This window comes from Agriterribacter sp. (assembly GCF_035497235.1).
In the GTDB taxonomy this organism is placed as follows: Bacteria; Bacteroidota; Bacteroidia; order Chitinophagales; family Chitinophagaceae; genus Agriterribacter.
Genome location: NZ_DATJEB010000039.1, coordinates 99,724 through 115,446 on the forward strand (window position 1 = coordinate 99,724; position 15,723 = coordinate 115,446).

16 protein-coding genes are annotated in these 15,723 nt (G+C 42.2%); 3 read left to right on the plus strand and 13 right to left on the minus strand.

The window, feature by feature from the left end:
- Positions 1-2: 2 nt before the first annotated feature.
- The 3 genes from nuoB to VL121_RS13985 all read right to left on the minus strand — a co-directional run bounded on the left by nuoB (position 3) and on the right by VL121_RS13985 (position 1,697).
- Positions 3-641 carry an NADH-quinone oxidoreductase subunit NuoB gene (nuoB, locus tag VL121_RS13975; RefSeq protein ID WP_325406334.1) on the minus strand — a complete coding sequence of 213 codons (639 nt, stop codon included), beginning with the start codon at positions 639-641 and terminating at the stop codon, positions 3-5.
- Entirely contained in the window at positions 638-1,069 is a 432-nt protein-coding gene (locus VL121_RS13980; protein ID WP_325406336.1) for an NADH-quinone oxidoreductase subunit A, read from the minus strand. Before VL121_RS13980 ends, nuoB begins: the two co-directional genes overlap by 4 nt.
- Positions 1,070-1,265: 196 nt before the next feature.
- Positions 1,266-1,697: a CBS domain-containing protein gene (locus VL121_RS13985; protein WP_325406338.1), complete on the minus strand. Its 432-nt coding sequence runs from the start codon at positions 1,695-1,697 to the stop codon at positions 1,266-1,268.
- 480 nt (positions 1,698-2,177) lie between these two features.
- Here VL121_RS13985 and VL121_RS13990 point away from each other — a divergent pair, with 480 nt between their 5' ends.
- Positions 2,178-3,155, plus strand: coding sequence for an ABC transporter ATP-binding protein (locus VL121_RS13990; RefSeq protein ID WP_325406340.1), 978 nt, complete (start codon positions 2,178-2,180; stop codon positions 3,153-3,155).
- Positions 3,156-3,161: 6 nt separating this feature from the next.
- On the opposite strand, the gene VL121_RS13995 is transcribed toward VL121_RS13990, so the two are convergent.
- Positions 3,162-4,199: a ThuA domain-containing protein gene (locus VL121_RS13995; protein ID WP_325406342.1), complete on the minus strand. Its 1,038-nt coding sequence runs from the start codon at positions 4,197-4,199 to the stop codon at positions 3,162-3,164.
- Between the two features lie 137 nt (positions 4,200-4,336).
- On the opposite strand from VL121_RS13995, the gene VL121_RS14000 reads away from it, so the two are divergent.
- On the plus strand, positions 4,337-4,906 hold the full coding sequence (locus VL121_RS14000; protein ID WP_325406344.1) for a DUF1579 domain-containing protein: 570 nt from the start codon (positions 4,337-4,339) through the stop codon (positions 4,904-4,906).
- A 103-nt stretch (positions 4,907-5,009) separates the two neighbouring features.
- Here the strand turns inward: VL121_RS14000 and VL121_RS14005 are convergent, their stop codons facing one another.
- The 4 genes from VL121_RS14005 to VL121_RS14020 form a co-directional block, all read right to left on the minus strand.
- Positions 5,010-6,101, minus strand: a complete 1,092-nt coding sequence (locus VL121_RS14005; protein WP_325406346.1) for a hypothetical protein — start codon at positions 6,099-6,101, stop codon at positions 5,010-5,012.
- Between the two features lie 81 nt (positions 6,102-6,182).
- A complete protein-coding gene (locus VL121_RS14010; RefSeq protein WP_325406348.1) occupies positions 6,183-6,749 on the minus strand; it encodes a hypothetical protein in 567 nt (188 codons plus the stop codon).
- A 193-nt stretch (positions 6,750-6,942) separates the two neighbouring features.
- On the minus strand, positions 6,943-7,809 hold the full coding sequence (locus VL121_RS14015) for an OmpA/MotB family protein (protein ID WP_325406349.1): 867 nt from the start codon (positions 7,807-7,809) through the stop codon (positions 6,943-6,945).
- 169 nt (positions 7,810-7,978) lie between these two features.
- A complete protein-coding gene (locus VL121_RS14020; protein WP_325406351.1) occupies positions 7,979-10,408 on the minus strand; it encodes a hypothetical protein in 2,430 nt (809 codons plus the stop codon).
- Between the two features lie 492 nt (positions 10,409-10,900).
- On the opposite strand from VL121_RS14020, the gene VL121_RS14025 reads away from it, so the two are divergent.
- Positions 10,901-11,758, plus strand: coding sequence for a TlpA family protein disulfide reductase (locus VL121_RS14025; protein WP_325406353.1), 858 nt, complete (start codon positions 10,901-10,903; stop codon positions 11,756-11,758).
- Between the two features lie 170 nt (positions 11,759-11,928).
- Here the strand turns inward: VL121_RS14025 and VL121_RS14030 are convergent, their stop codons facing one another.
- Genes VL121_RS14030 through VL121_RS14050 form a run of 5 tightly spaced genes read right to left on the minus strand, consistent with a single transcriptional unit; the run spans position 11,929 to position 15,631 of the window.
- Positions 11,929-12,639 carry a response regulator transcription factor gene (locus VL121_RS14030; protein WP_325406355.1) on the minus strand — a complete coding sequence of 237 codons (711 nt, stop codon included), beginning with the start codon at positions 12,637-12,639 and terminating at the stop codon, positions 11,929-11,931.
- A complete protein-coding gene (locus tag VL121_RS14035) occupies positions 12,636-13,628 on the minus strand; it encodes a sensor histidine kinase (RefSeq protein ID WP_325406357.1) in 993 nt (330 codons plus the stop codon). Before VL121_RS14035 ends, VL121_RS14030 begins: the two co-directional genes overlap by 4 nt.
- Entirely contained in the window at positions 13,628-14,119 is a 492-nt protein-coding gene (locus tag VL121_RS14040) for a gliding motility lipoprotein GldH (RefSeq protein WP_325406359.1), read from the minus strand. The genes VL121_RS14035 and VL121_RS14040 overlap by 1 nt, the downstream gene beginning before the upstream one ends.
- A 16-nt stretch (positions 14,120-14,135) precedes the next feature.
- Positions 14,136-15,011, minus strand: coding sequence for a YicC/YloC family endoribonuclease (locus VL121_RS14045; protein WP_325406361.1), 876 nt, complete (start codon positions 15,009-15,011; stop codon positions 14,136-14,138).
- Positions 15,012-15,040: 29 nt separating this feature from the next.
- A complete protein-coding gene (locus tag VL121_RS14050) occupies positions 15,041-15,631 on the minus strand; it encodes a pseudouridine synthase (protein ID WP_325406363.1) in 591 nt (196 codons plus the stop codon).
- Positions 15,632-15,723 lie beyond the last annotated feature (92 nt).

The following is a 15,723-nucleotide window of genomic DNA, read 5'->3' on the forward strand; positions in this document are numbered from 1 at the left end:
TGCTACACTTCATCAATACCCCTGAATTGTACTGTATTCATTCTTTCTTCTCTTTTCCGATCTTTCATTGAAGTAAGCTGCGGTTTAATAACACCCTGCGCTCCTATTACCCAGCTTAACGGCCGTTTTTCTTTTCCTACTGCATCAGCAAGTAATAACAATCCCTGCATAAAAGCATCAGGCCGGGGCGGGCACCCCGGTACATATACGTCAACCGGTAAAAACTTATCTACCCCCTGCACCACGCTGTATATATCATACATACCCCCGCTATTGGCGCAACTGCCCATTGATATTACCCATCTCGGTTCCATCATTTGCTCATGCAACCGTTTAATAATGGGTACCATTTTTATAAATACGGTTCCCGCAATCACCATAACATCTGCTTCACGTGGTGTGCCCCGGATTACTTCCGCGCCAAAACGGGCTACATCGTATTTGCTGGTTATGCTGGTTGCCATTTCTACAAAACAACAACTCAGTCCAAAATGAAAAGGCCACATTGAATTTTTGCGGCCCCATGCCACCAGGTCCTGCAATGAGGTAAGCATAATGCTTTTACTCACGGCTTCTTCCATCGTTCCCGAACCGGAAATATTGCCTGTGGTATCGCCTGCTTTACTTACCCACCATTTCATTGGCTGCTGTTTAATTTCCTGTATTGCATCGCTTTTAATAATTTCTTTCCGTTGATACCAATATCCAGCGCTCCTGTTCCCCATTCATAAATTAATACCACTACCAGTTGCGCTATAAATACGGAAGCCCCGATGTAGCCCGGCCAACCCAGCTCATAAAACCCCAGTGCCCATAGCATAATAAATACCGCTTCAATATCAAAAATCACGAAGAGCATGGCTACCAGATAAAATTGCGCTGAAAAACGAAGCCGGGCAGATCCTGTTTGTTCAATACCTCCTTCATAGGGCTTATCCGTTGCCCTGTCTTTATGATGTTGCCCTAATACGTAAGACAAACTAAGTATTATAGCCAGCAACAGCATTACTATTCCCGCGTACAGGAATAAAGGCCATAACGGCGTACTATATATTTTATGCCCCGGCATAATATATAATTATATTCACCCGTGAAGAACAAACACTATAAGGTTCGGATTTGCCGTACAAAGGGAGGGATAGGAACGTGTTCCCAATTTTACACTGCTTTTCCCCCTGCGTTCCGCTTTTTGCGGGAAGCGGTTAAAATGACATTAACAATGCAGCGAAAATCCGGATTCGTTCCCTATACACTGAACTGCTGTATTAACTTGAAATATAATGCTCAAGATTTTCAATAATAAAATCCTTTTGATTGATGATATAATTGACCAGGTCGCCAATAGATACCAACCCAACTAATTTACCATGCTCAAGCACAGGCAAATGGCGAATGAATTTTTGGGTCATCAGCTTCATGCAATCATTAATCTCTGTTTCAGGAGTAACAAATACGGGACTTTCGGTCATAATATCCCGAACCAGGGTTTCTTTGGAAGAACGCCCTTTTAGAATTACTTTACGGGAATAATCGCGTTCCGTAAATATGCCATGAAGTTTTCCATCATCTTCCACCACAACAAGAGAACCAAGATTTTTCTCTTCCAGTATCTCAAGCGCTTCATATACAGATGTATCGGGACACACCGAATAAACCAGGTATCCCTTTCGCTGCAGGATATGTTTAACAGTATCCATCACATAAAAATTGAACACGCTTAATTGTACTGTTAAGTTAAATCTTTTAATTAAAAAATGCAAGCATTTTCACCCCGAAATTTCACTTCTCTTTTTCACCTCTCCCCTGCTCCTTGTTTCAGGCTTCATGCTTGCCATTTGCCCGCAATGCAGTATTTAATAATTCCCCTGTATCATCTATATAGCTGTTATCATCAAATTTTTTTTGTCTGTTATTTTTTGTAAACGTATCTCCTTGAGGCTCCTATACCACATAAAGGTGATTAACAGGCAGGGCTTCATTGTGCAAAATAATAAGCCCCGGCCATTGATGGCTGATACCAGGAATAGTTACAAGTGGCCATTGCCCAACAGCAACACGCGAAAGGCAAATGCTATCTTTGCACCTAAGTAGTATGCCCCATAGGTATAAAAAGTATAGCATAAAAAAAATTCCCGGCACAAAAATCAGTGCTGTATTAAAAACATTGTTCTGGTTATATGGTTTTATTAAAGGTATCAGCGATCAGGAAGCAGGAAGGACATGATGATGTATTGCGAAATATTAGTTTTACACAACAACATCTCCAAAAAATTGCTATTGCAGGCGCATCCGGTTCAGGCAAAAGTACTTTGCTTAAAATTATAGCAGGATTGATACAGGCTGACGCAGGCGAGGTATTATTTGAAAATAAAAGCGTAAAAGGACCGTATGAAAAGTTGATACCGGGGCACCCGGAAATCGCATATTTATCGCAACATTTTGAACTGCGTAACAATTACCGCGTAGAAGATATCCTGACGTATGCAAATGCATTATTGCCCTTACAAGCCGCTGCTTTATATGATGTGTGCCGGATCGGCCATTTGCTGAAGCGAAGAACCGATGCCCTATCCGGCGGGGAGAAACAGCGGATTGCCTTAGCCAGGCTACTCACCGCTTCACCCAAACTTTTATTGCTGGATGAGCCTTTTTCCAACCTCGACCTGATACATAAAAACATATTGAAGTCCGTTATCCGCGACATTAGCGAAGCACTTCATATTACCTGTACGCTGGTTTCACACGATCCCGGCGATACACTTCCCTGGGCGGATGAAGTTTTTATAATGAAGGAAGGACAAATCATCCAGAAAGGATCGCCTGAAGCCATTTACCGCTTTCCTGTTAACGCCTATGCGGCCGAATTGTTCGGTACATATAATATCATTCGCGATGCACAGATAAAATCTTTATTAGGTATGCCCGGCAGCCAAATCAATAACAAAGAGCTATTTATACGCCCGGAAGCTTTTAAAATGGGAAGCAGCAACGAAGCGGATGCACTTAAAGGGAAGGTAAATGCGGTATACTTTTGCGGAAGTTATTATGAAGTGGAAATATTGCTTTCCAACAGCAGGATCACGGTAAGAACGAAAAAATCTCCTCCCGCCATTGCCGATACGGTATACGTATCATTAAGAGCAGGAGGAGACTGACCCGTATTATTTTAGTCCATACGCAGAAGGAAGCACTCCTTTTTTAAACAAGTCGTAGCCAAACATAGTAGGATTGTATTCTCCTATAATATCCACATCCGCTTTTTCCGGTATTTTACTTTCCAATCCTGTACACCATAAAGCAGCGTTTACCAGCAGTCTGCGGAGGTCTTCGCTTTTAAAATCAATCGAAGCGCCCATGGTAGTGGCAAAAACACGGCCTGTTGCCCCGTTTTCTCCCTCGTAATTTTTAATCCAGGCAACCGGCATAATAGATTTATGCAGGTTAACGCTGCTGTCTGGCGACAATCCATTGGTTGATTGTCCGTATACCAGCACCCTTGCATTGCCGGAAAGTTGTCTTACGGTATATACATCTGTTGGCCCCCATATATCGGAAACGCCATTGAGGATTGGATTTTTTTCATCCTTTATGATGCCGTTAATTAGCCCGCGGGTGCCTTCGCTTCCATGCTTTCCATGATGGTTGATCCAGGTTTCACCTAATATTTTTCTGCCAAAACCATCTTCCCAGCCTTTTATCTTACTGTTAAAACTATGCTTTGCATATTTATTTTTAGGGTCTTTCTTGTAATAAAACGCATGGGTTGCTGTACGCAAACCAATGACCGGCTTGCCTTTCCGGATATATTCATCAATATATTTCATTTGCTGATCGGGCAATTCCCTGAACCGGGTGAAAATCACCATCAGGTCGGCAGTTTGTAAGTTTTCCAGTCCCGGGATATTATCCAGCGTTTCCACGTTGATATAACCGGTTTTAGGATCAACAGCAAACAAAACCGTACACTTAAATCCATATTTTGCGGCCAGTATTTTACCCAGCATAGGCAATGCTTCTTCGGAACGGTACTCTTCATCGCCGCTGATCAGCACAATATGTTTTCCTTTGCCCGGGCCTTCCCCTCCGGCATACGTAACCCACTGCTTTGACTGTTGCGCCAGAGTGCACGAAGTACAAAAAATAAGAACCGCAAATACGCGGGAGATGCATAAGCTTAAAGAAGAGAGAATTTGTTTCATGTTATGAATTTATAGAACTACGGCAAATTACATGTTTATTTTTTAAACAAATTAAACCCGGACAATTGTTTTAAACGCCACCCTATTTTCCTTAAAAAATGGGAAAGTGATTTTGTAACTTTAGGAAAACACATTTTATGAAACAGATATGTACCAGTTGCTGCGCAATTTTTTTGCTCATTTTATGCGGCCGGTTAATGGCCCAGGATGACGCTGCCTCCAAAGCCTGGATGGCCTATATGACGCCGGGTGAAATACACCAAATGCTGGCAAAAGACGATGGGGAATGGAACGAAGAAATAACAACATGGATGGCTCCGGGGGCGCCACCCACTAAAAGCAATGGCGTTGTAGTAAATAAAATGATAATGGGCGGACGCTACCAGGAAGCAAAGCATACCGCTAATTTTATGGGGCAGCCATTTGAAGGCTATGGTTTGATGGGCTATGATAATGCTAAGAAAGCTTTTCAAAGCTCCTGGATAGATAATATGGGTACCGGCATTATGTATATGGAGGGCAAATGGGATCCGCAAATGAAAACGATCGATTTTACCGGCACATCCGTTGATCCGTCTACCGGCAACGAGTTACAGGTGAGAGAAACGTTCAAATGGATAGATGATAACACGCAATTGATGGAGATGTTCATGCAGCAGGACGGAAAAGAATTTAAGAGTATGGAAATTAAGTTTACCCGGAAATAAAAACTGGTAAGCGGCTATTATAAACCCTGAAGTATCTGAACTTCAGGGTTTATTTTTGTTATACCGGCTTTAGCCACTTCATTACGTCTAAACCATTTGCAGGTTAAAACTGAATGGCTACACCAACGTTCACCAGGTAATCGGCAAAAGCGGCATCGCCTTTGGCATAGGTACCGGTTACAGCTGTGCGAATTTTATCCGGCACACTTTGCGTACGATCGCGCACAATAGCTACCGGCACAAAAGCATACAACATACCTCTCCTGATATGATATTGTAAACCAGGCTCTGCGGAAATAATATACCCCGGTCTGCGAAAACCATTGCTGCCGCCAATAACATCGCGGGCAGGTACACATTCGTTGCGCACGCCTGCCGAAATAGTGAGCTTGTTGAAGTTAACATTAACGCCTGCCCTGAGCATATACTGGTCGGGTACGCTCATCACATCGCTGCGGTATAACAAGCTGGTTGCAGATGTGGCGCCGCCTCTTGAAGTAGAAACGCCATTTTGCTCGCGTGGGTTAAACAAATAGTATACATTACCATACAACCCGATTTTATGGCTGATATTATAATACGCGTTTAGCTCTGTAGTAAAACCAGTACCGCCATCGCCCAATTGTATGGACTGATCTACCGGGCCCAGCAGCCTGGTACTGTCGTTCTTAATAAAATAATCCTGGTATTTATAATCGCCTGTGGGCAATTTAATGCCCAGTCCTACCTGCACATTAGCTTTGGCTGTGGCAGGGTCCAGTAACCACTTATATACGGTTAACCTTATATCGCCTACGCCAAAAGAATGTGTTTTGTGTCTTGCATCCGCTCCGCCTCCATTGCCGCCATGCTCATACATGGAAGAGCGGATATTGGCATTAACAGGAAGATTAAAACCAAGCGACCAGCCATTATGCAATTGCCTTAACAGCGTTAGATCAAGGCTATAACTATGGTTGATCACTTCTGTGCCTGCTTCCACACGCTGCTTCTGTTCTTTTGTACCAACAAAATGGCGATAGGACCGGAAATACCGGTTATTAGCATATAATTCCCAGTTGGTTTTAACGGTATCGTGTGATGCGCCCAGCATACAAACGCCGCCTGTGCTGCGTACAGCCACACAACCCTGCGCATGCACTTTCAATGAGGCAAAAAATATAAAGGATGCGGCCAGCGCAACGATTTTTTTCATATAAAAAATTTTAACAGCAGTAAACAAATGAATCTCCGGGAGAAAACGAAAGTAATGGGAAGGCGTTTTTATGTTCCGCCTTTAACATAAGTATTCCGGCGGCTGTTCGGGTGTGGTGGTATTGCCCGGACAAAGAAAACAAGGTTTTGCATTATTATAAGCCGCGCGGCTGATCCCCGGGGCTGTGATGGTCCAGTTATTCTTTTCCTGCCGGTAATCATTAAAGCAAAATTTCTGAACGGATGAATTACCGGAATTTGTTTTTTGGTGTGCTGATTCCTGCTGCAAATCGTTTACAAGCTGAAAGAACAGTTCCCGTGCAGACTGGATGCGCTGCTTTGCATTATCGGGAAGGCACAATAATACCAACTCACCGTTCTCTATTTTTCTTTTTACATACCTGTAATGTATGCCCTCAATCTCAATCTCTCCATCATATGGCTCATAGTGTTTCCAGTTATTATAATAAGGAAGGTTTAGCGGTATTCTCAGTTCTATAAGCCGCGATGCATCGTAATCATTATTATCCAGCTCTTTATCTAACTGTATGCCGGCCTGGTATTGCACATAATCTGTTATGAACCGGTAACCGTACCAGTTAAAGAATAATAAGGCAGACAGTAGTATAGCAGCAGTTTTTTTCAACACACCCTGTAAAGTTTTGGCAGTACAAATTAAGACAATGATCAGCAGGATTCGCTGCTTACAGGTTTTTTTTTGAAAAAAAACCACTGATCCGTAATTCGTATACTTAAAAGGAGTTATTGTAAATGCAAACAGGAATATAAAAGTAAAGCCATCCCGCATAAGGATGGCTTTACCAAAAAAACACTATAATTATTTATTGCTTGGGTTCAAGCAGTTTAAAGAACTGGTCTAATTGCGGAAGTACAACGATCCTTGTTCTGCGGTTGGCTGCTCTTCCCTGTGCTGTATTATTATCAGCAATAGGAACATATTCACTGCGTCCGGCTGCGGTTAGCTGGGCAGCAGTAATGCCATATTGTTTTTGTAACACTCTTACTACCGAGGTAGCGCGTTTCACACTCAGATCCCAGTTGTCTAACAATACACCTTTACTGTAGGAAAGGTCATCGGTGTGTCCTTCAACCATATATTCAAGGTCGGGCTGGTTTTTCAGAACCTGCGCTACTTTACCCAATACTTCTTTTGCTTTGTCGGTAATAACGTAGCTGCCGCTTCTGAATAATAATTTATCAGAAATGTCAATGAACACCACGCCTTTATCTACCTTAACATTAATATCCTGGTCATCTAAATTACCAATCGCCCCTTTCAGGTTCATTACCAATGCCATATTCAGTGAGTCTTTGCGCGCCATAGCCGATTGCAAATCCTGGATATAAGCATCTTTGGCGCCTATATTGTCAAGCGATTTCTTTATGCTTTGGGCCTGGGCAGTAGAGATCACAGAAAGATCTTCCAGTTGCTTTAACGCCGTGGTGTTGTTTTCTTTAAGGAATGCGAGTTGCTTATTCAGTGCTTCAATTTCACTTTGATAAGCTGCGATCTTACGGGCATTTTCTGCTTTGTCGTCTTCGCAAATTTTAAAATCACCTTGTAGCTTTGTGTGGGCCTGATTCAGAGAATCTAACTGAGCCTGTGCCGCTTTAAATTTTTTACTGCTTACACAGGAAAATAGAAAAGCCGGAGCAAGGGCCAAGAGTAAAAAATGCTTCAATTTCATTTTGAATTGTTTTTTGAGATGTTATTGGTAAAGATATGTTATGAAAATGATTAAAATCGTTTCGGGGGTTGAAAATATCACACAAAGCTATCATTTTTAATAAAAAAGAGAAAGAATATATTGATATTCTCTCTCTTCTATGCTTTATAGCTCAATATTACAAATAAAATTACCCTCTTCTTCCACGCACTTCATTGTTATCAGAAGATCTGTTGCTGCTTCTGCCTTCGCTTCTGGTGGGAGGAGCGTTATTAAATGACCTTTCTACGTTTCGTGGTGCAGAAGGACGCGCCTGCTCAGCATTTCTGCGTACAGGCTGTGCTCTTTCCATATTTGCATTGGGTACTCTTCTTTCTGAACGTATAACCGGCTGTTGCGCCCGGGGGCGAGCGGTTTCTCTCCTTATCACCGGCGCTGTTGCTGCAGGCGATCCATTATTATTTTCCCTGCGTTCAGCCAGTTGCCTGTTCACCGGGTTACTATTATTCGCGTTATTTGTTCTTGCCGCAGGACGTTGCGGTGTAACGCGTTCATTATTGCCTGTTGCCGGAGCCTGCCGGAAATTCCTGGAAGGTCTTGCTGTGTTTGGATTATTAACAGTTCCGTTAGTACGGTTATCCGTTGCACGCCCGGATGGGTTCCGCGGAGAAACGGCGCCCTGGTTATTGATCCTTCTTTCGGAAGGACGGGCGTTGTTATTTGCATTCCGGCCTGCACTCCTTTCTGAAGGACGGGCATTATCAAATCTTCTTACCGGAGCCGATTGTGCGCTTCTATTGTATGATACCGGTCTGCGATTGTCTCTTGTAACCACATCCCTTCGATTATTATAAATATTATTGTTATGATAAACATTGATATTATTTACAATAACAGTATTTCTGCTCCTGTAATAGCTGTTGCCATAATAACCGTGCCTGTATCCGCCGTAATAGGGCGTCCAGCAATATGATGGGCGGTATACTGCCGGTCCCCACCATCCACCCCAACCCCAGGGACTATAGTTTCCTGCATGCATATTAAACCACCCCGTATTATAGTTAAATCCAAAGCCCCATCCTGCCCAGGGATTATAGTGCATATTAAAACCCCATGTGTAGGGCCTGGCGTAATAATGATTGCCATACCAGGGGCGATAATAATATCCTGTTCCATATACAACAGTGGGTCCGTAAACAAAGGTATTCAGGTAGCCGGGGGTATAGCCCATATAAATATAATCCGGCGTTACATCATATATATACACATACTTCATGGCATATACGGGATAACGCGGGGGGATAAGCGAAACCTCATACGGACGAACTGTGCTTACTACCCAGGGACCGTTTGCATTGTAAGACTGGAACCATACCCCATTATCCACTGCATAATAGGTGCCTCTCCAGCGTATTACATAATCCGGCGTATTAACGGCATAAGCCATATCAGTACCATCAATATCATCAAACCGGGGATTACCGTCATACTGAATATCAGCATTAGCATTGTTACGGTCAACCTTAGCCGTTTGCGGAACCTGCGCATCCATCACTGCATTAGTGGCTGCCACTGTGCCTGCCACACTTGTTAATACATTGTCTTTAGGCGACCCTTCCGGTATTTTTGCAAAATCGGCAGGCAGTTTGTCGGAAGCAACATAATTCCATTTACCACTTAAAGCGGTTGATTTATACCAGCGGCCAGAAAGCAATACGTAATACTGCTGGCTGGCAACATCCATAAATATATCATTGCCGGAGTTTCTTACATACAACAGGTTGGTTTGCTGCACCGGCGTAAAATTGGGCTCGCCGTTCGACTGTAAGAGCTCTGCCGGCTCCGTACTTACAATGATGTTGGAAATGGTGTAATCATTTTCTTCCTGCTGTGTATTGTTGTCTTTGTTAGCCTGTACAATTTTTGATTGTATTTTTTCGAGATTAGAAGGAACACGGGTTGTAATAGCATAAGGCCCGGTAGCAGATGGAGCCATATACCAGTGTTTGCCTCCGTACAGGTAATATTTATTACCGCTTTTTACGATAGTAAAGGGCGTATTAATTACCGTTTCCACACCCCAGTTGCTGTTTTGCCGCAACTTAGGCGCCCCGTCTATTACTATAAGCAGGGAAGGCTTGTCGGCATATATAATTTTTGGCGGTGTATTATTAAGATCGCCGGAAATTTTTTGCTGTTCCTGTGTGATTTGCAAAGCTGTATTGATTTCGTTTGCAGCAATGGAAATGTTCCGGTTCGACATGCCGGCGGCAATACTGTTTTGCAGGGCTGCCAGCTTATTTTCATCGGTTTCATTGGGGAGCTTGATGGCGTTTACTTCAACAGAGCGAATGATTACCTGTTGTCCATTAGCGTTTGTTGAAGCCGTTAACCAGATCATCCCAAATGAAGGTTCGCTTTTTCCGTTTTCACTAACCGAGATAGCGGCGTTAGCCTGCAGTGTTCCGTTTGAAAAAGATTCGGGCTGCCATTGATATACTTTTATCAACTGCCCATCCTGCGTGGTAATGGTTTTGGGCCACTCATTTTGAGCAGTAGCGAAAACGGGCAGTACCATGCTAAAAAGTAAGACGGTTATTATGGCGTAAAATGCTTTCATATTGTAAACATTTAGTAGTGTAACAGTAAGACTAAACTTATACCTGTTAGTTTAATTTAAAATTACCGAATCGCAGATTGCTTTTGTAGTGCGTTTTGTTAATGTTTTGCCATACCCTGCGGCTATATTCAAACCTAACAGACAGCCATATGGTATAACGCGTTGCACTGTAAAATGTTACAATTGAATATAAGCCATATTACCGGCCTATCCATTCTTCAAAGGCGGCTACATTTCATCTTTGCCATCTCACCGCTCACAAAAATATACAACACACTATAACTAATGGAGATACGATTTACACCAGCCTTATTTATTAACGTATGTCAACGCGCAACCGCTTGCAGCATTAAAGATGTACAATATTTCCTTTTAGCATTGTTCCCCGGGAAGAAGCATTCCGGATTGTACACTCCCGGGCGGGCGGCAAAAAACAGTATATGGAAAAGCTACAGGCAGTAACTATTTTTATTAACTTTAAATTTCCAGGCAATGAAATGTAACCGGCATATCTTTTTTAAAAGAACCTCCTGCGCTGCATTTGCAAAGGGTTCACTGTTAAAAAAGAATATTTTACTGTTTTTAATTATAATCTTTACCCAATGTAACCGTAATGCTGTTAATGAAAAACAACACGCTGCTAAGGCCGCTTTCAATGAAAAGGTAAAAAGAATTTCAAAAGACTTCAGTTCATATTACAACTATAGGTATTACAATATAAAATTATCCCGGGACTTTGTTGGAATAGATAGTTCTTTTACGCCTATAGAAAAAGGATCATTTTTGCGTTTGTTATTAACAGGAGAATTTATGCCTGTGAAGATTGATACTGTGCCGACTTATATGCTTTTCAAAATGCCCGGTGATGCCAATCCGGAAATCATCAGGGATATTAAATATTATGCGGGGAAAACGTCATTTTATATGGGAATGGAAGGCAAGCCAATGCCAACGTTTAATTTCAAAGACATCAATGGAGATGCATACAGCAATGCTTTTTTTAAAGGAAAAATAGCTGTAATAAAATGCTGGTATATAAGTTGTGTAGCCTGCATCAAAGAGTTTCCGGAGTTGAACAAACTTGTTGAGCAGAATAAACCTTATAAAGATGATATTGTTTTTATAAGCTTTGCTTTTGATTCAAAAGAAAGACTTAAGTCGTTTCTTTCGCAGAGAAAGTTTGATTATTTAGTGATCCCCGATGCAGAAGATTTTATATCAGACGCTTTGCATGTAGATACCTATCCTACCCATATTCTGTTAGATAAAAAAGGTAAAGTAGTAACCTATGTTAACGATGTTCATGATTTAATACCGGCGTTGGAGAAACTTAAAAATAAGGGGAAATGATTTTTTAGTAATTCCACGATGAAACTACTATTTTCCCAGCGCAATGCGGTTGTGTTGTTTGAGAAAAATATTGCGTTTCAGTTTCAGGATTATTATTGCTCAATAGCTTTACATGAAAACCCTGGCACGGCACACTTCTTTTCATCTCTGCCTTCTCACTGCTCACAATGCTAATTTGTAAATTTATACCCCACCCCTCTTATAGAATGAAAATAGCGGGGGTTACGGCTGTCTTCCTCGAAATATTTTCTAAAACTCAGTATAAAATTATCAACCGTTCGGGTGGTGGGATATACATTGTAGCCCCACACTGCCTGTAATATTTTTTCCCTGGGTACCACATCATTTTTATTTTCCAGCAATAACTTCAGCAGCATGGCCTCTTTACGGCTCAGCTCAATAACCTTATTCTTGAAGTTGGTAGCCGATTGCGCTTTAAAGTCTATGGTATTTTTGCCAAACTGATAGTGATCCCCTATTGTTTCCTTATCCTGTAACCGCTTGTTTTTATTGATGAGCTTTTTTACACGCAATAAAAGTTCTTCCAGGTTAAAGGGCTTGGTAATATAATCATCCGCCCCCTTTTTTAAGCCCAGCACCTTCTCCGCGCTGCTGCTTTTGGCGCTTACCATTAATATGGGCGTATCATTATTATTTAAGCGCACATTTTCGGTAACCGCAATGCCATCTATTTCAGGCAGCATTACATCCATAATGATCAGGTCGAAATATTCTTCGCTTATCCTTTTCAGCGCCTGAACACCATCACCTGCACAGGTAACTTCATATCCTTCCAGTTCAAGATTGAGTTTTAACGCTTCCTGCAGGTTTTCTTCATCTTCTACCAGCAAAATATATCCATGTTCAGTGGCTTTACTCATGATGCATCGTCTGTTATGTGTAATGATATTACAAAAATACATCCGGAAGGAATATTATCCTGTACGGTTATACTGCCGTTATGATCTGTAATGATCTTTTTGGTAAGATACAATCCAAGTCCTGTTCCTTTTGTATTCCGGGTGTTTTCATTGCCGGCCCGGTAAAATTTCCCGAATATTTTTTTCTTTTCCTTTCCGGCTATCCCTTTTCCCTGGTCTTTTACCTGCAATTGCACCGCCGCACCGCTTTTTTGCAGCGCAACGGTTACTGTTTTTTGTTTCTCCGAATATTTAATAGCATTTTCAATAAGGTTATTCACCGCTAACTGAAGCAGCAGGCTATCGCCTTTTACATATATACCTGCTTCAACTGTTTCTTCAATTAACTGGTAAGGGAACCGTGTTTTAAAATAAGCGGCGCTTTCCTGCACCAGTGCGCTCAGGTTGATCACTTCTTTGTCTGGCAGGTAATCGCCGGCATCTATCCTGGAGGCAAGCAAAATATTATCGCACAAATCATTAAGCCGGTTTGACTCCTGCAGGGCATTGTGTAAAAGCTTTTCCTGCTGCGATTCCCCCAGCTTTCTTTTCAGCAGGGTTTCAATGTTGAGCTTAGTGATGGCAATAGGCGTTTTAAGCTCATGGGTGATGGCCATCATAAAATTTTGCTGCTGCGTGTTAAGCTGTATCTGTCGCCGTGTAGCCCGGTAAACAAAAACCGCCCCCACCAGTATCAGCAACATAAAAGTAGATCCCTCACCCACGTACTGGGCTATTTTCCTGTTTTCCTCCTTCTCAATTTCAGCTACTTTAATACTGTAGTCGGGCGCGTCCTTTTTTAACTGCAAGAGCTTATATTCCGACATCTGCGTGCTTTGCCTTACCAGCGAAAGGAACCAGAATACCAGGGCGGTAATAATGTAGGTGAGCAGGAACCAGTATGCAATGGTAATAACCGCGAGTCGTTTTCTTTTGTATAGGCTTGCCATTACCGTTCTACCTTTTCAACGCGAATGCCCGCATTCATAACATGCTTCAGGGGGTTCTCGCGCATGATCTGTTCAAGTGTAAAAGCACATGTACCGGAATTTTTAAACCGGTAAGGCTGCGGGGTGATGAGCCTTCTTACTTCATAAATATCATCCATACCCGTACCCAGCCATCCTTTGCTGTTATCCGCAAGCGGGATATCTACTCTTTGTTGTTTTACCGTATCTCCCGGAAGCTGGTAGTTAACGTTTAGCCAGATATTATTATAATTATAGGCATGGGTATGCCGGAGGGTTACATATATATTATACAGCGCAGCCGTGTCGGTAATATTAAATACAATAACCGGCTGAAAAGAGCGGTCCCATTCCTGTCCGGGAATACTGCTGTTCTTTTCAAAAACATCAATGGTTTTGCATGAAGTGCCACACAAAATCATACCTCCAATAATTACGGCAAAGAGAACTGCTGAACCCAATTTCTTTTTCAAGCACATATAATTTTACTTACAAAACATTTAGCACCTGCTCCTTGGCCTTTTCCAGCTCATCTTTCATGAGCACCACGCATTTTTGAATAGTGGCATCGTATGCTTTGGCTCCGGTGGTATTAATTTCCCTTCCTATTTCCTGTAAAATAAAGGAAAGCTTCTTTCCTTTGGCCTCGCTATTTTCACGGAGCAATGATTGAAAATAGTCGCAATGGTTTTTCAATCGCACCTGTTCTTCGGTAATGTCAATCTTTTCAATATAGTATATCATTTCCTGCTCCAGGCGGTTGCTGTCAAAATTATCTTTTCCCACATTATCTTCCAGCAACTTCTCCAATCCTTCCCGTATCTTTTGCTGTCGTAAGGGTTCCAGTTCAATCACTTTTTTTTGCTGCTCCCGGATATTATCAATGCGCTGTGTGAGATCTTTTTCAAGAACAGCACCTTCATTTATCCTGTGGGCATTAATATTTTTTATTGCACTGAGCATTACCTGCTGAAACCCCTTCCAGTCATCCTCATCCAATACTTCAGTGGAGGGTACTACCACTTCAGGTAGTTTAAGCAATGAACTTAAAATGGAGCCGGTATCGAGGTTCAGATTTTCGGCCAGTTCCGCTAACGACTGGTAATAAGCCTTGGCCAGTTCGGTATTGATCACAACGGGTCTGGCCGCGCCATTTTGTTTAAGTGTAATCATGCAATCAATGCTGCCCCTGAGCAAATTTTCCGAAAGCATGTTCCTGATATCAAACTCGTAGGGCCGGAGTAAAGATGGCATCTTCAGGGAAATTTCAAATTGCTTCCCATTCAGGGATTTGATCTCCACTAAAAATGTTTTTTTTCCAATGGCTTGTTCTGCACGCCCAAACCCCGTCATTGACTTTAGCATACTCCAATATGTTTAGTTGGCAAGGTAATTTATTTTCCGAAGAGTTGACGATAGATTGTAGGTTGCGATAAGGATTTGATATCTCCCGGCTGCATACCTTCCGCTATAATATCTTCAATACGGATGCGAATTAACCGGAGTACCGGGAAGCCTGTGTAAGCCATCATTTTACGCACCTGCCTGTTCTTCCCTTCTGTAAGGATCAGCTTTATCCATGAGGCAGGAATATTTTTACGGAAGCGTATAGGAGGGTTACGATCCGGAACGTTGGGCGCTTCTTTCAATAGTACCGGCCGGCAGGGTTGGGTATGATAACGAACGCCATTGATATTGAGCGGTACGCCTGCTGTTAACTGCTGTAATGCTTCCGTGGTTATTAGTCCTTCGCACTGGGCCAGGTATTCCCTTTCGTGTACGAACTTTGGATGCAGTAAACGATGATTCAGTGAAGCATCATTGGTTAAAATAAGCAGGCCTTCACTATCATAATCTAATCTTCCCACCGGGTACACATCTTTTTCAACCGTAAAAAAATCTTTCAGGCATGCTTTGCCATCGGCAGCACTAAACTGCGATAACACCAGGTAAGGTTTATAAATAATGTAGTATTTGTAATGCATAGCAAATAAAAAAGCCTCCCGTTTTGCAGGAGACTTGATTATATGGATGGGTTAGTAAGTATCGGGAATTAAATTTCCCAACACAATATTAA

Bases quoted from the DNA above. Each gene is read 5' to 3' on its own strand.
- nuoB (WP_325406334.1), bottom strand. From the start codon at position 641: ATGAAATGGTGGGTAAGTAAAGCAGGCGATACCACAGGCAATATTTCC.
- VL121_RS13980 (WP_325406336.1), bottom strand. From the start codon at position 1,069: ATGCCGGGGCATAAAATATATAGTACGCCGTTATGGCCTTTATTCCTG.
- VL121_RS13985 (WP_325406338.1), bottom strand. From the start codon at position 1,697: ATGGATACTGTTAAACATATCCTGCAGCGAAAGGGATACCTGGTTTAT.
- VL121_RS13990 (WP_325406340.1), top strand. From the start codon at position 2,178: ATGGTTTTATTAAAGGTATCAGCGATCAGGAAGCAGGAAGGACATGAT.
- VL121_RS13995 (WP_325406342.1), bottom strand. From the start codon at position 4,199: ATGAAACAAATTCTCTCTTCTTTAAGCTTATGCATCTCCCGCGTATTT.
- VL121_RS14000 (WP_325406344.1), top strand. From the start codon at position 4,337: ATGAAACAGATATGTACCAGTTGCTGCGCAATTTTTTTGCTCATTTTA.
- VL121_RS14005 (WP_325406346.1), bottom strand. From the start codon at position 6,101: ATGAAAAAAATCGTTGCGCTGGCCGCATCCTTTATATTTTTTGCCTCA.
- VL121_RS14015 (WP_325406349.1), bottom strand. From the start codon at position 7,809: ATGAAATTGAAGCATTTTTTACTCTTGGCCCTTGCTCCGGCTTTTCTA.
- VL121_RS14020 (WP_325406351.1), bottom strand. From the start codon at position 10,408: ATGAAAGCATTTTACGCCATAATAACCGTCTTACTTTTTAGCATGGTA.
- VL121_RS14025 (WP_325406353.1), top strand. From the start codon at position 10,901: ATGAAATGTAACCGGCATATCTTTTTTAAAAGAACCTCCTGCGCTGCA.
- VL121_RS14030 (WP_325406355.1), bottom strand. From the start codon at position 12,639: ATGAGTAAAGCCACTGAACATGGATATATTTTGCTGGTAGAAGATGAA.
- VL121_RS14035 (WP_325406357.1), bottom strand. From the start codon at position 13,628: ATGGCAAGCCTATACAAAAGAAAACGACTCGCGGTTATTACCATTGCA.
- VL121_RS14045 (WP_325406361.1), bottom strand. From the start codon at position 15,011: ATGCTAAAGTCAATGACGGGGTTTGGGCGTGCAGAACAAGCCATTGGA.
- VL121_RS14050 (WP_325406363.1), bottom strand. From the start codon at position 15,631: ATGCATTACAAATACTACATTATTTATAAACCTTACCTGGTGTTATCG.